Source organism: Poseidonibacter lekithochrous (assembly GCF_018861145.1).
GTDB lineage: Bacteria > Campylobacterota > Campylobacteria > Campylobacterales > Arcobacteraceae > Poseidonibacter > Poseidonibacter lekithochrous_A.
This window is the reverse complement of sequence record NZ_JAHKQT010000007.1, coordinates 1-14,956: the sequence shown is the minus strand read 5'-3', so window position 1 is coordinate 14,956 and position 14,956 is coordinate 1. Positions and strand designations below refer to the sequence as shown.

The 14,956-nt window shown below is 26.4% G+C and carries 16 protein-coding genes; 5 read left to right on the top strand and 11 right to left on the bottom strand.

Annotation, left to right across the window (positions count from 1 at the left end; all coding sequences use genetic code 11):
* Positions 1-24 precede the first annotated feature (24 nt).
* The 4 genes from KO488_RS03245 to KO488_RS03230 form a co-directional block, all read right to left on the bottom strand.
* Entirely contained in the window at positions 25-267 is a 243-nt protein-coding gene (locus KO488_RS03245) for a hypothetical protein (RefSeq protein ID WP_216057359.1), read from the bottom strand.
* Positions 268-295: 28 nt separating this feature from the next.
* On the bottom strand, positions 296-1,693 hold the full coding sequence (gene fumC, locus KO488_RS03240) for a class II fumarate hydratase (protein WP_216057358.1): 1,398 nt from the start codon (positions 1,691-1,693) through the stop codon (positions 296-298).
* Between the two features lie 124 nt (positions 1,694-1,817).
* On the bottom strand, positions 1,818-4,469 hold the full coding sequence (locus KO488_RS03235) for an ATP-binding protein (protein ID WP_216057357.1): 2,652 nt from the start codon (positions 4,467-4,469) through the stop codon (positions 1,818-1,820).
* Between the two features lie 98 nt (positions 4,470-4,567).
* Complete coding sequence (locus KO488_RS03230; protein WP_216057356.1) at positions 4,568-5,806, bottom strand: uracil-xanthine permease family protein; 1,239 nt, start codon at positions 5,804-5,806, stop codon at positions 4,568-4,570.
* 156 nt (positions 5,807-5,962) lie between these two features.
* On the opposite strand from KO488_RS03230, the gene upp reads away from it, so the two are divergent.
* On the top strand, positions 5,963-6,583 hold the full coding sequence (gene upp, locus KO488_RS03225) for a uracil phosphoribosyltransferase (RefSeq protein ID WP_216057355.1): 621 nt from the start codon (positions 5,963-5,965) through the stop codon (positions 6,581-6,583).
* A gap of 5 nt (positions 6,584-6,588) precedes the next feature.
* On the opposite strand, the gene KO488_RS03220 is transcribed toward upp, so the two are convergent.
* The 6 genes from KO488_RS03220 to KO488_RS03195 form a co-directional block, all read right to left on the bottom strand.
* A complete protein-coding gene (locus KO488_RS03220) occupies positions 6,589-7,353 on the bottom strand; it encodes a hypothetical protein (RefSeq protein WP_216057354.1) in 765 nt (254 codons plus the stop codon).
* On the bottom strand, positions 7,350-8,153 hold the full coding sequence (locus KO488_RS03215) for an ion transporter (protein WP_216057353.1): 804 nt from the start codon (positions 8,151-8,153) through the stop codon (positions 7,350-7,352). Before KO488_RS03215 ends, KO488_RS03220 begins: the two co-directional genes overlap by 4 nt.
* A 4-nt stretch (positions 8,154-8,157) precedes the next feature.
* Positions 8,158-8,544 carry a DUF423 domain-containing protein gene (locus KO488_RS03210; RefSeq protein WP_216057352.1) on the bottom strand — a complete coding sequence of 129 codons (387 nt, stop codon included), beginning with the start codon at positions 8,542-8,544 and terminating at the stop codon, positions 8,158-8,160.
* 67 nt (positions 8,545-8,611) lie between these two features.
* The gene (locus tag KO488_RS03205) at positions 8,612-8,905 is read right to left on the bottom strand and encodes a hypothetical protein (protein WP_216057351.1); all 294 of its coding nucleotides are present in this window, start codon (positions 8,903-8,905) and stop codon (positions 8,612-8,614) included.
* 128 nt (positions 8,906-9,033) lie between these two features.
* Positions 9,034-9,480 (bottom strand): phosphoribosyltransferase, encoded by a 447-nt coding sequence (locus tag KO488_RS03200; RefSeq protein ID WP_216057350.1) that lies wholly within the window; start codon positions 9,478-9,480, stop codon positions 9,034-9,036.
* 9 nt (positions 9,481-9,489) lie between these two features.
* Positions 9,490-10,782 carry an NCS2 family permease gene (locus tag KO488_RS03195; RefSeq protein ID WP_216057349.1) on the bottom strand — a complete coding sequence of 431 codons (1,293 nt, stop codon included), beginning with the start codon at positions 10,780-10,782 and terminating at the stop codon, positions 9,490-9,492.
* Between the two features lie 205 nt (positions 10,783-10,987).
* On the opposite strand from KO488_RS03195, the gene KO488_RS03190 reads away from it, so the two are divergent.
* From KO488_RS03190 to KO488_RS03180, 3 genes are read left to right on the top strand one after another with little or no spacing between them, the layout of a single operon-like run.
* A complete protein-coding gene (locus KO488_RS03190; RefSeq protein ID WP_216057348.1) occupies positions 10,988-11,332 on the top strand; it encodes a hypothetical protein in 345 nt (114 codons plus the stop codon).
* An 11-nt stretch (positions 11,333-11,343) separates the two neighbouring features.
* Positions 11,344-12,579: a hypothetical protein gene (locus tag KO488_RS03185; RefSeq protein WP_216057347.1), complete on the top strand. Its 1,236-nt coding sequence runs from the start codon at positions 11,344-11,346 to the stop codon at positions 12,577-12,579.
* Positions 12,579-12,881: a metal-sulfur cluster assembly factor gene (locus KO488_RS03180; protein ID WP_216057346.1), complete on the top strand. Its 303-nt coding sequence runs from the start codon at positions 12,579-12,581 to the stop codon at positions 12,879-12,881. The genes KO488_RS03185 and KO488_RS03180 overlap by 1 nt, the downstream gene beginning before the upstream one ends.
* Positions 12,882-12,884: 3 nt before the next feature.
* Here KO488_RS03180 and KO488_RS03175 read toward each other — a convergent pair whose 3' ends face one another.
* Positions 12,885-13,979 (bottom strand): PLP-dependent aminotransferase family protein, encoded by a 1,095-nt coding sequence (locus tag KO488_RS03175; RefSeq protein WP_216057345.1) that lies wholly within the window; start codon positions 13,977-13,979, stop codon positions 12,885-12,887.
* Positions 13,980-14,083: 104 nt separating this feature from the next.
* Between KO488_RS03175 and KO488_RS03170 the strand changes: the two genes are divergently transcribed.
* Positions 14,084-14,938: an AraC family transcriptional regulator gene (locus tag KO488_RS03170; protein WP_216057344.1), complete on the top strand. Its 855-nt coding sequence runs from the start codon at positions 14,084-14,086 to the stop codon at positions 14,936-14,938.
* Positions 14,939-14,956: the final 18 nt, after the last annotated feature.

Here is a 14,956-nt window from a genome sequence, read left to right as displayed (position 1 = left end):
ATCACTAGATTCTTCTTCATATTTTTAATTATATTTTGAGCTTTTAAGAAGATTTACATACCAATCATCATTCACATCTTCTATTTCTAAATCTTTTAAAATCACCTCAAGTTCATTACCAATCATATTTAACTCCTCAATCTTATTATCTGGAATAAATAAAACTTCAAGGCAATATTCAAATAGTTGTTCTTCACAATCAGCAGATTCCATACCCCAACCTTCTTCAAAGTTTCCAATCAAAAAGTATTTTTCAAACTCTTTCATATAAACTAAATCCTTATTTTAAAATTAATTATGCTTTTGCTGCTATCATATCTTCTGGTTTAACATAAGATTCAAATTCTTCTTTTGTCAAAATACCTAGGTTTATAGTCTCTTCTTTTAGTGTTGTTCCATTCTTATGTGCAGTTTTTGCAATAAGTGCTGCTTTTTCATACCCAATATATGGATTTAGTGCAGTAACTAGCATCAAAGAATCATTTAGATATTTATTTATATTTACTAAGTTTGCTTCAATTCCAATCGCACAATTATTATTAAAAGCAAGCATCGTATCACTTAAGAGTCTAATTGATTGTAAAATATTTAAAGCAATTACAGGTTTAAATACATTTAGTTCAAAATTTCCTTGTGATGCTGCAATACTTATTGTTGTATGATTTCCCATAACTTGAACAGCTACCATAGTCATAGCTTCGCTTTGAGTAGGATTTACTTTTCCAGGCATGATTGAACTTCCAGGTTCATTTTCGGGAATGTTAATTTCAGCAATTCCACATCTAGGACCACTTGAAAGCCATCTAATATCATTTGCAATTTTCATAAGATTTGAAGCAAGTGCATTTAATACTCCACTCAAAACAACTTCTCCATCATGAGCAGTTAAAGCATGAAATTTATTCGGATGAGATTTGAACTCGTATTGTGTTTTAGTAAGTTTATTTAAAACATCACAAACCATAGGTGAAAAATCTGGATGTGAATTCAATCCAGTCCCTACAGCTGTTCCTCCAATTGCTAATTCAACAATATATTTCATAACATCATTTATTTGTATCAAAGCTTTATTTAACATTTCAACATAAGCTGATATTTCTTGTCCTAATGTTAAAGGTGTTGCATCTTGAAGATGAGTTCTTCCTATTTTTACTATTTTTTCAAACTCTTTTTCTTTTTTCTCAAAAGTAGTTTTTAAAGTATTTATCGCTGGAATTAATCTTCTTTGAATATCTAGAACAAATGCTATTCTCATAGCTGTAGGATAAGTGTCATTTGAGCTTTGAGCTTTATTTACATCATCATTTGGATGAATTAATTTATCTTTTCTAAAATCTTTACCTAAAAATTCTATAGCTCTTGATGCAATTACTTCATTTACATTCATATTTGTTTGAGTTCCTGAGCCTGTTTGCCATACAGCTAAAGGAAAGTTATCATCTAAACTCCCTTTTATCACCTCATCACAAGCTAAACAAATAGCATCTGTTTTTTCACTAGAGAGTTTATTTAACTTATTATTTACTATTGCACAAGCTTTTTTTAAATACGCAAAGCCTTCTATTATTTCCTTTGACATCTTTTCTTCACCAATTGGAAAATTTTCTAAGCTTCTTTGAGTTTGTGCTTGCCAATATTTATTATTAGAAACTTTTATTTCGCCCATTGTATCTTTTTCAATTCTATAATTCATTTTCTTCCTCTTTATTGATATAGATTATCATTATTATATATTTAATCTTAATAGTAATTTAATTTTTATTAATATTATGTAATATAAATAATTTTATATCTAAAGTAAAAATATTAGATTAAGATCAGTGGAGAATAGGTAATTTGATTATAAAGTTTACACCTTTATATAAAATATTATCAACTTTCATATCTTTATTTTCCAAGGTAATTGTAGCATCTACTTTTTCAAGAATTGTTTTAACCATATATAATCCTAATCCAGTTCCCTCTTCATTGCCTTTTGTAGTAAAATATGCATCAAAAATATTATTTTTTATCTCTTCATCAATTCCACCAGCATAATCTTGAATACTTATAACTAAATCCTCATTTTCAATGCTACAATTTACATCAATAGTTTTTATTTCACTTTTATTTATAAGTATTGCATCTCTTGAATTATTTAAAAGATTAATCATAACCTGAATAGTTTCATTTTCATATCCTGAAGTTTTTGCCTCTTCAAATCCTTCTTCTACTTTATAATTTATAAATATTCCCTGATAGTTATAAATCTTTTGAATTAAGGTTAAAGACTTTCTAATCATTGACGATACTTTATATTCACTTTTATTTTTATTTTTAAAGAAATTTCTAAAGTCTTCCATTGTTGAAGACATTAACTCAACTTGTTTTTTTATTGATTCATTATCTTTTTTTAGCTCTTCATCACTATTAGTTCCTAATAATACTCTTAATTCTTGCGAAGAGTTAATCATACTAATCGCATTTAAAGGTTGCTTCCATTGATGAATAATCATTGAAATCATCTCACCAATAGATGCCATTTTATTATTTTGAATTAATTGAGCATCCTTTTGTCTATTCTTTAAAACAACTTTCTTTATTCTATCTTCTAAATCTTCGTTAATTTCAATTAATTCTTTTGTTTTTTTATTTACACTTTCTTCTAAATGTTCATTTAATTCGTTTTTTTCTTTTACCAAGATGTCAATCTTTGAGGCCATATCATTGAAAGATTTTTCTAGGTTTCCAATTTCATCATCTGCATCAACTTTAATTCTATATTCAAGTTTATTATTAGCAAACATCTTTGTACCAAGAAGAAGTTTTTCAATTTTAGATGATATATATGAAGACATCCATAATGCAATTATTATTACAATAATAATCATAAGTAAACTAACAAAAGTTAAATCCTTAAGCATACTATTAATATAAGAATTAATTTCAAATCTATTATCATCAACAATATCTTTTACAATATCACTTTGCTCTTTTAATATATCTTCAATATTATTTTTTGTTTTATTTGCAGCAGCATGGAATTGGTCCATTGTTGCACCAATTGTAACAAAACCAAAACCTCTTTTTGAATTTTTATATTTCCCTGTATTGTATTTTATAGGTGCTGCTGTAACAAGTTTTAAAACTCCACTCCAATATATTATAAAAGAACCATGTCCTCCATCTTCTGTTAACTCCATCCAGCCATTACATTGTGGTGCAAAATTTAAATATCTACAATCTAAAGGTATCTCACCTTTAGCAAGTTGAGATAAATTAGCTTTTTGTTTTAATGTTTGATCTTTAAAAGTTGGATAAGTTTTTAAAAACTCATTTAAACTTTTTTTACCAGATGATAAAAACTCTTTATTTGTATCTTCACTAACCCAAACAGGAACTCTTTTTCCTGTTTTTTTATCAAATCCTACAATAAAATAATCTCTAGGATGTGAAATATTTCTTCCTTTATAATCCCATATAAAAGCATAATCACCTTTGGATGGGTCAGAGATTTTTAACTTAGGATAAACTCCAATAGGATCTAAATTATCAGTAAATTCCATTATATGTCTATGGTTTAGTGCCAATGATAAAAACCCAATTTTAATTTTATTTTTAAAAACGGGAGTAATAAATCTAACTATACCTTCAAATCTTTTTCCATTTGGATTTTCTAATCCAGCATAAGCAGAATTTTCAGCAATAAAAGGAATATTCATTTTTTTTGCTTTTTCTTGTGTAAAGGTACCAATTATTTTACTTCCTACATATTCACCAATTACATCTGATACATAAATTTCACCTTTTTTTAAAAGCTTTATTTCATCAAAATATGATTCAGAGTTAATATATGTATTACTTTTTATTGATATATCTAATTTTTCTTCATTTATGAGTGAAACTTTATTTTCTTCTTTTCCCTCAAGATTAAAAAAAGATATCTCTTTATAAATAGGAACAGATTTTGTTTTAATATCTAAAGGAGTTATGTAGCTAAATTCTCTTTTATTATCTTCATGTATTTTGGGTTTGTATTTATTTGTATTCTTCTTATCAAGTTTTGAAGAAATCCATTTTTTATTATTTTCATCATAGATATAATCATCATGGACTACAATCTCTTTTTTTTTGTTATAAAAAAATTCTTCTAATATTTTATCATTAAGTTGTATTTGTGATAAGAATAAAATATCTTCATCTCTTTGTTTTAAAAACTCTGATATTTTATTTGCAGTTTCAATACTTAATCGTTCAAGTGAAAGTTGAGATTTTTTATTCAAATTCTTAATACTATCATCTATTGATTTATTTGCCGTATTTAAAATAATTTCTTTACTTTGGTTGTATAAATAAGTGGTACTATCATTCATATATTCATTTAAGTTTTTTATACCTTTGTATGAAATATACATAATGATTATCAAAGGTACTATTTTAATAATTGTAAATAATAAAATTAATTTAACTTTTATTGTTAGTTTATTCATTTTTAAATCGCTTTATATATTTATAAATATTATAGCAAAGAAAGTTTGTAAAGAAGAAAAAGAAATTAGCTAGAATTTTCTTCTAGCTAATTATAAAACTATTTATTTGTTGCTTGAGGTAACACTAAATTTAATAAAATTCCAACAATTGCACCAAGTCCAATTCCTGAAAATGGTACACCACCAAAATTAAATGTCATACCACCTATTGAAAATACTAAAATCATAGAAACAATTATCATATTTCTAGGACAAGTAAAATCAGTTTTCGCTTTAATAAGTGTAGAAATACCTAAAGTAGCAATAATTCCAAATAATAACAACATAATTCCGCCCATAACAGGTGTAGGAATTGTAGATAAAACTCCACCAATTTTTCCAACAAAAGCTAATGCAATAGCAAAAATTGCTGCCCATGTCATAATTGCAGGATTATATGCTTTTGTAATAGTAACAGCACCTGTAACTTCTGAATAAGTAGTATTAGGAGGACCACCAAATAGTGCAGCAACAGAAGTAGCAAGACCATCACCTAATAAAGTATTTTTTAAACCTGGCTTCTTTAAGTAATCTTCTTTTGTAACATTAGAAATTGCTAACATATCACCAATATGCTCAATTGCAGGAGCAATTGCAATTGGTAAAATAAAGATAATTGCTTGCCAATTAAACTCAGGTGCTGTAAAGTTCGGCATTGCAAACCAAGTAGCTTTTGAAACGGCAGTAAAGTCAACAATTCCATACATTAAAGCAACAATATATCCAATTAAAATTCCAGCTAAAATAGGAATTAATTTAAACATTCCTTTTCCTAATAATGAGAAAAATACAGTAACAAATAAAGCAATCATTGAAATTACAATTGCAGATTCAAAAGGTACTAAAACAATTGAACCATCACCTGTTTTACCCATTGCCAAATTAACAGCAACTGGTGAAAGAATTAAACCAATTGACATAATAACAGGACCAACTACAACTGCTGGTAATAACTTATGAATAAAGCCATCACCTTTTAGTCTAATTAACATACTTAATACTACATATAATAACCCAGCAGCTACAAGTCCAGACATTGTTGCAGCAATTCCCCAAGTTTGAACACCATAAGAAATAGGAGCAATAAAAGCGAATGAAGAAGCTAAAAAGATTGGAGGAATCGCACCTCTATTTACAAATTGAAAAACTAAAGTTCCAAGACCTGCTGTAAATAATGCAACACTAGGATCTAATCCTGTCAAAATTGGAACAAGCACAAGTGCACCAAAAGCTACAAATAAAAATTGTAGTCCTAAAATAGAGTCTTTTCCTCTAAAATTGTAATCTGTGGGTTTCATATTACCTCTTGTAATTTAAAAATTTTTTAATGATATCTAAATATCAGTTAATTAAGATTTAATTAATATACAATTTATAAGCAATTTTTTAGTAATATATAAGGTTTAGAACTTAAAATAATTTTTAGACTTATAAACCAATAATTAGGAATCACTATGTATAAAGAAAGCACAAATGTTGTTGTTAAACATCTTGTAAACAGATTAAGAGATGTTAGAACAACATCAAATGAATTTAGGCTAACAATTGAAGAAATATCAAGAATAATTGCATCAGAAGCCTTAGCAGATTTTGAAACAGTAAGTCAAAATATTAATACATGGCAAGGGCCATTGGATGTAGAAATGATCGAAGTACAAAAATTAGTACTTGTTCCAATTTTAAGAGCAGGAGAACCAATGCTTACAGGTATTTTAAAAACATTACCTTATGCAAAAAGTGGATTCTTAGCTATGAAAAGAGATGAAGAGACTTCATTAAGTAAATTATTTTATGAAAATATTCCTAATTTAGAAGGTAGAACTGTTTTATTATTAGATCCAATGGTAGCAACTGGTGGTTCTTTAATTGATGGAATAGAATACTTAAAAACAAAAAATCCAAAAAGAATTATTTGTTTAAATGTTTTAGGTTCTCCTTATGGAGTAAATAAAGTACAAGAAGCACATCTGGATGTTGATATTTATATTGCTCAAATTGATGAAAGATTAGATGAGAATAATTATATTAGACCAGGTTTAGGTGATGCTGGAGACAGAGCTTTTAATACTAACTAAACAACTTATATAAAATCAAAAGGGTTTGAGTATTTATACTTAAATCCTGATTCTTCTATTTTACTTCCATCTATTATTCTATTTTTTAAACCTTTTTCATCTTTAAATATTGATTTTTCGAAACCATGTTTTTTTGAATTAAACAAATATATTTCTTCTTTTGTAGGATGTTCCTCAACACTTAAATTAAAAGTTCCATTTAAGTCATTTTCTATTGCAAAAAGTGTTGCATCTATGACATCATCTCTATGTATATAATTTACTTTTATATCTTTATCATTTACTACTTTAGAACTTGAACGTTTACCTGCGATTCTGTTATATCCCATAAGTCCAGAACATCTAAAAATTAAATCTGTTTTATTTTCTATAAGAATTTCTGCATCATAAACTTTAGGCGATTTTGAATCTTTTAAAACAAACTCTTCTTTAAATACTAAATCTAAATCAGGATAAATTGAAGTTGAAGAAATAAATATAATTTTTTCAATATTTTTTATTTTTTTATGTGAATAAATTATATTTAAAAAACCTGTATAATCTTTAAATTTAGAAGGAGGAAAATTTATAAAAAGATAATTAGTCTCTAATAAATCATCTAAAGAATCAAGATTTTCTTCATTTAAAAAAAATGGGAATAAACCTTCTTCTTTATATCTGTCATTTTTACTTTTATCTCTTATTGAAACTTTTACTTTATATTTATCTTTTAATTCACAAGCTAAGGTATAACCTAACCAGCCTGTTCCTAATATACTAAAAGTTTTCATTTATCTTTATCCTTTAACTCTTTTACTTCTTCTCTTAAAAATTTTATCTCTTGAAGTAAAGTATCAAGTTTTAAACTATCCTCATGAATTTCATCTTTCATCTCGGCTTCTTGAAGTTTTTGCATCTCTCCAATAATAACTGCAATAAAAAGATTAAAAAAGACAAAAGCAGCAATAATTACAAAAGAAACAAAATAAACCCATGCCCAAGGGTAAACTTCCATTGCCTCATACATTACATCTGTCCAGTCTTCAAATGTAAGAACTCTAAATAATGTAAGCATTGAGATTAAGAAATCTTTCCATAAACCAGAGGGTAAATCAACAAAGAAAAAACTTCCTATAATTGCATATATATAGAAAATTATAAACATTAAAATTACAATATCAATTATTGAAGGAATTGCTTTAATTAGCATATCAATTATTGCTTTTAACTCAGGCCGTGAAGTAAATAATCTTAAAATTCTAAATACTCTCATAAGCCTTGCAATTGCTGCAAAACTTGAAGATTCTAAAGGTAAAAGAGTAATTACAACAATGATAAAATCAAAGATATTCCAGCCTGATTTGAAAAAGTTTTTAATGCTCTTTTCTGCAACCATTTTAATAGCTAATTCAAATACAAAATAAATTGTTACAAAATAATCTGCAAATTTTAAAAACAGACTGTAATTTGTCTCAACTTCATCTAGAGTTTTAAATCCAAGAATACAAGCATATCCAATAATAATAAATGTGGTTAAATTAGAAAACCATCTAGAATCTCTTATTTCTTCAATCTTTGCCATTGCTGTCATATACTTAATCCTTTAAAATTGCATATGTTGTCATTAACCATGCAATAATTAACAAACTTCCTCCAATAGGAGTAATAGCACCTAAAATAGGAAGAGATAAAATAGCTAAGGCGTATAATGAAAAAGAAAAAATACACATTCCAATAAAAATAAGCCATGCACTTCTAAGAATCTTTTTAGAGTTTGGATAGAAGTTAATCAAAAATGCAACAATAAAAAGACCAAGAGTATTGTAAAAGTGATATTCAACTCCAGTATTATATACTTTCATCATCGAATCATCTAAAATTGATTTTAATCCATGTGCACCAAAGGCACCAAAAGCAATAGCAAGAGCCATCATAAATGAAGCAATTGCTAAGAATTTTTTACTATTTTTAATAAGTGTCATAATACTTCCAAATTTTAATTTTTTGCGAAGTATATCAAAAAAAAGTTAACAAAATATTTTATTTAAATTAGCTTGTTTTAGTTTTTTCTTTTTCTTTAGTTTTTAAACTTTTATCTTTAGAAAAGCCAGCACCTTTTTTCTCTTTTTTAACCAATTCTAAATCATCAATTAAAGCTTTATAATCCATACCAAGTTTATTCATATGAGCAAAACATGCTGCTATTGAAGCAATTGTATTTGGAACTTCCTTCTTTTTCTTATACGCTTGAATATTCTTTTCACTAACTTTAATTAACGCAGTAAACTTAGGAATAGTAAGCTCCGCATCTAAAAGTAATTTTTTAAAATCTATAAATGTCATTTAATAGTCCAAATAATTTTTGTTAATTATACAAAGTAGTTTGTAAAAGTAAGGTAAAAGTAGAGGTTATATATATAAAAGTAATATTTTATATACTTTTAGAACCCAAAATGAGTTCTAAAATATTTTTATTTTACGTCAATTTCCCAGAAGAAATCAATCCATTGTGTAGCTTCTCTTACAGTATAATCAGGTTGTAATACTGCAGTTTTTTTATAAAATAAAGTTGCTAGTTTGAATTCAACATTAGGAAACTTTTCTTTTAGTATCTTTAAAATTTCTTCCATTGTTTCACCAGAATCAACTATATCATCGATAATTAAAACTCTTTTTGCATGAGAAACATCTGGAATATTAAATACATTAAAAGTATCTAATTTTAATTCACCTTCATAATGAACAGAATTTAAAGTATATAAATTTCTCATATCCATTGCTTGTGCCATTAAATGAGCTAATGTTAAACCACCTCTAGCCACTGCTAATAAAACATCTGGCTCATAATCTCTACAGCTATTTACAAGCTTTTGAGTATCTTCTTTAAATAAATCATAACTATAATATAGTTTTTCCAAAATTATTCCTTATAAAATAAATGCTAATGCACTAATAAATGTTATTACTAAAATACCTAAATTTAAATCTTTAAATTCTCTTTTTGCTAGTTTAATAATAGTATATACTAAAAACCCAGCAGCAATTCCATTTGTAATAGAGAAAGTTAAAGGCATTAAAATTACAATTAAAAATGCCCCTGCACTAGTTGCTAAATCTGAATCTTCAAAATTAATTTTTCCAAGTTCTGTAAACATTAGAACACCAACAACTACAAGTACAGGATAAATTGCATTTGCAGGAATAGATTTAAATAATGGCAACATAAATAATGTAGTTACAAAGAACATTGCAGTAAATACAGCAGTTAAACCTGTACGTCCACCCTCTTCAACTCCTGAAGCACTCTCAATAAATGCAGTTGTTGTAGAAACACCAATCAAAGCACCAGCAGTTGTAGCAATTGCATCTGCTTCTAAAGTTTTTTGTAATGATTTATCGTCTTTATTATTCTCTTGGAATAATTTAGCACGAGTTCCTACTCCTGTTAATGTACCTAATGTATCAAACATATCAGTAATTAAAAATGTAATAATTACTGGTAATAAAGATAAACTAATTGCACTTAAAATATCAAGCTCCATAAAGATAGGACTAATAGATGCAGGTGTTGAAAGAATTTCTTTTGGTAATTCTCCTAATCCAAAAATCCATGCAATGACTGAAGTAATAGCAATTGATAGAATAAATGCACCTTTAATTCTATATGCATAAAAAGAAAATGCTAAAATTAAACCTAGTACTCCAAGTAATACATTCGAGTTAGAAAAATCTCCTAATGTAACTAAGGTAGCATCACTTCCAGTAATCATACCCATTTGTTTCAAACCAATAAAAGCAATAAATGAACCAATACCGGCACTAATAGCACGCCTTAAACTCATAGGAATAGAAGTCATAATCCATACTCTAAAATTTGTTAAGGATAATATTACAAATAAAATACCTGATAAAAATACGATACCTAATGCTGTTTCCCAAGGTATTTTCATTCCTAATACTAATCCATAAGAGAAATATGCATTCAGTCCCATACCAACGCTCATTGCAATTGGAGTATTAGACCAAAGACCTGAAAAAAGAGTTGCTAAAATAGTTATTATTGCTGTTGCGGTTACAACTGCATCCATGGGAAGTCCTGCATCTGCTAAGATGAAACCATTTACAGGAACAATATACATCATTGTTAAAAATGTTGTAAAACCAGCAGAAAGCTCAGTTTTAACAGTAGTATTATGCTCTTTTAGTTTAAAAAAGTTCACAATTTATCCTTATTTTAAAATCAAGCACTGAGTATACATAAATTTAAGTAAATATTAATATAAACAAAGCTTATTTTTTATCTATTTTGAAACATTCTATAAGCTTGATAATTAAATAAGATTTATTTATTTTTATTGATAGTAGTCAATGTATATCTTCTCAAAAAATATTACTATTAAAAATACAAAAATTTAGGAGTTACAAATGCAACTATTACCAAAAGATGCTAAAAAAATTGAGATAGAAGGTTCTACTGTTGATTTTTACACGTTTATACAAGATGGAACAACAAACTATTATTTTGATACATCAGAAGTTGGACCACCTGAACCTATGGTAAATGCAATGGCTGGATTGCAACTATTAGATGAAAATTCAAAACTTATAATGATTAACCATAAACCTCCAATGGGATTATTCCCAAAAATTCAACAAAATTATAATTATGAAATTCAAGAAATAGAAGATGGAAAACATAGTGTTATTTTTACGTATAAAAATAATACAAAACCACAAACAGACTTTTCACAGAATACTTGTGCGGGTTAAAAGAACTCTAAATGATAAATATCACACAAGATTTTGCACCACCGTTTAAACTAATTGCTCCATATTTTATTATTGGAGTAATATTTTATTTAATATCAACTATTTATTTATTTAGTATAAATCCTAGTGAACTAAGTATTCATAGTCCTAATTTACTTTCATGGACACATATGTTTTTATTGGGTTTTGTCATGATGATTATATTTGGAGCAATGGCACAATTAATACCTGTAACCTTAGAGGTTGGACATTTTAGTGTAGAGTTTTATTATGTAATATATCCATTACTTTTAGTTGGAACAATTTTAATGGCAATTGGATTTACAATATCCACTTCGTTATTACCATATGGTGGGATACTAGTACTCTTATCAATGTTTATATTTCTTGCAGAAATATTTTTAACAATGAAAAAGGTAAGTAATTTTTCAAATGTAGTAAAAAGTATTTTAGTATCTAACTTATTTCTTTTAATAGGTGTAATAATTGGTATTGTAATGGCATTAACATATGCAGGAGAGTTAAATGCAAATATTGAGGAATTATTAAAAGCACATGTCTTTTCTGTGGTTTTAGGTTATATTGTAATTACTATAATGGCATTATCATTAGTTTTATTGCCAATGTTTGGATTATCACATAACTTTTCACAAAAGCCTCTAAATAATGCAGTTATAATTATGACAACATCAGTAAGTTTAGTAATAATATCTGCATTATTTAGTATTCAAATCATAGACAAAATAGCTTATTTATTAAGTATTGTATCTTTAATTATATACTTTTATCAAATTTATTTAATATATAAAACAAGAGCAAGAAAAGAAAATGACATATATGTTATATCTTTGTTTTTTTCTTTTATATCATTTTTAGTATCAATAGCATTAACATACTTTTATATATTTACAAATTATGAACCTTTATTATTTACATCTGCATGGCTTTTTTTTAGTGGGTTTATTGCTTATGTAATAATAGGCCATTTATATAAGATTGTTCCTTTCTTAGTCTGGTTTGAGAAATTTTCACCCCTAGTAGGAAAACAAAAAGTTCCAATGCTAGCAGATATGGTTCCAGTTAAAGCTGCAAATTTTCAATTTACATTTGGAGCAATAGGTGTAGTAGTATCAGCAATGGGATTACTATTTATGTCAGATGAAATTTTTAAAGCTGGAGCAACATTCATTTTTATTGCTTCAATTTTTTTGTTAAAAAATTTACTATTTATGATAAGGTTTAAATAATGTATACAAAAGAAGAAATATTCAAAGCAGTTTCAACAGTTCTCGATCCAGAAGTAGGTTTTAATCTTGTAGAAATGGGATTAATTTATGATGCTACTTGTAATGAAGATATGGTAGTTCTAGTAACAATGACTCTTTCAACAAAAGCTTGTCCTTTACATCAAATGATTGTAAATTGGGTTGAAGAAGCAGTTTTAAGAGAATTACCAAAGGTACAAAAAGCAGAAGCTATAGTAGTATGGGAACCAGTATGGAATGTTACTATGGCAAATGATAATGTTAAAAAAGCTTTAGCAGGCTAAAACTCATTTTTGAGTTTTAGCTAAAATACATGCAAGTTTTTTAATACCTAATTCAATATTTTTATAACTCTCATTTGTAAAATTAAATCTAGCCTCAGTAGATTTTTTATTTATATAAAAAACTTCAGCAGGAACAAATGCAATATTATCTTTTAATGCCTCTTTTGCTAATAACATAGAATCAACATCAAAAGAACCATAAATAAACATTCCACCTTTTGGCTTTTTAAATTTAAAAGAAGGAATATATTTTTTAAAACATTTAGCCATATATTTCATTTTTTTATTATAAGCATCATTAATTTTAGATATATGCTCAAATAAATCATTCTCTTCTAAATATTCATCTAATAACATTTGGTTAAAAGTTGAAGTATGTAAATCTAAAGATTCTTTAGCAGCTAATAATTTATTAATATTTTCTGCTTTTGCTCTAATCCAACCTAATCTAAGTCCAGGAGCAACAATTTTAGAAAAAGAACCTAAATGATAAGAATTAGCATATAATTTTGAAATAGGAGTTTTTACTTTATTTTTAAAATTTAAAAAACAATATGCACCATCTTCTATTAAAGTAGAATTATTTTCACTTAAAATATTTGCAATACTTTTTCTTTTTTTATTATTATACACATTAGTAGAAGGATTTTGATAGTCACTAATAGCATATAAAATATTAGAACTATTTACTAGTTTATCTAATTCTTTAAGTTTTTTAAAATCTATTATTTCTTTATTTAACATTTTAAATGCACCTAAGGCACCAATATAAGATGGACTTTCAACAATTATTTGATTAGAATTTAAACTTTTTAAAATTATATCAAAAGCCTGTTGACTACCTGTAGTAATTAATATTTCTTCTTTTGAAGTCTTAAACCCTAATTTATTAGTATAAATTGATGCAATTTTTTCTCTTAGACTTTCTATCCCTTGAGATTTTGAATATTGTAAACAATCAGCATTTTTAAATACCTTTTTACTAGCTTTTGACAATTCATTTAAGGGAAATAACTCTTTATCAGGAAGGCCTCCTGCAAAAGAGATTGTATCCTCATCAGTTGCATCTAATATTTCTCTTATATATGACCTTTTCATCATAATCCCTTTTTTAACAATTATATTAAAATATATTATTTATATCTTTATCTTATATTGCATTTTATTTGTCTTATATTGCTAATTATTAGATATAATATATTATGAAAAAAGAAACTCTACAACAAAGAGCCGATATTATAAACAAAAGCTTGCATTATATATATAAGTACATCGAAACAAATATTACTTTAGAAGAGTTAGCAAATTTAAATAATATCTCAAAATTTCATTTTCATAGAATATTTAAAGATGAAACAAAAGAAAATTTTTCAAATATACTCACATCTATAAGATTACAAAAAGCTGCAAATTTATTAATAAGTAATGAACACTCAACCATTACAGAGATATCAAATTCTTGTGGTTATTCATCACATTCATCATTTATAAAAGCCTTTAAAAAAAGATTTAACTTCACTCCTACACAATGGAAGAATGGAGCATTTAATGAGTATTCAAAAAATATAATAGATAATAAATATTTTAAAGACTTAAATATAGAAGCTACTATAAAAGTAAAAGAAGAAATAAACTGCGCATATATAAGACATAAAGGCTATAGTAAAGATATAAAATATACATGGGAAAGATTAAGAGCCTTAGCTTTTCAGAATAATATACAAGATTATGAAGAGATAGGCTTGCATCATGACAACCCAAGTATTACACCTTTAGAACATTGTAATTACGTAGCAGCAATAACAATACCAAAAAATATGAAACTAAAGAATATAATTTCAACACTAATCATACCAAAATCATTATGTGCAGTCTTTAAATATAGTGGAGAATATGGAGATATAATTAACCTAATAAGATATATTCATCATGAATGGATCAAAGATAAGGGATATGAAATAACAATACTACCTACATATATAAAATATATAAAGAATCATTTAATAGAAAAAGGTAATTTTGAAATAGAAGTAAATGTACCAATAAGAGTGATATAGAGAATAAAAAGAAGTAAA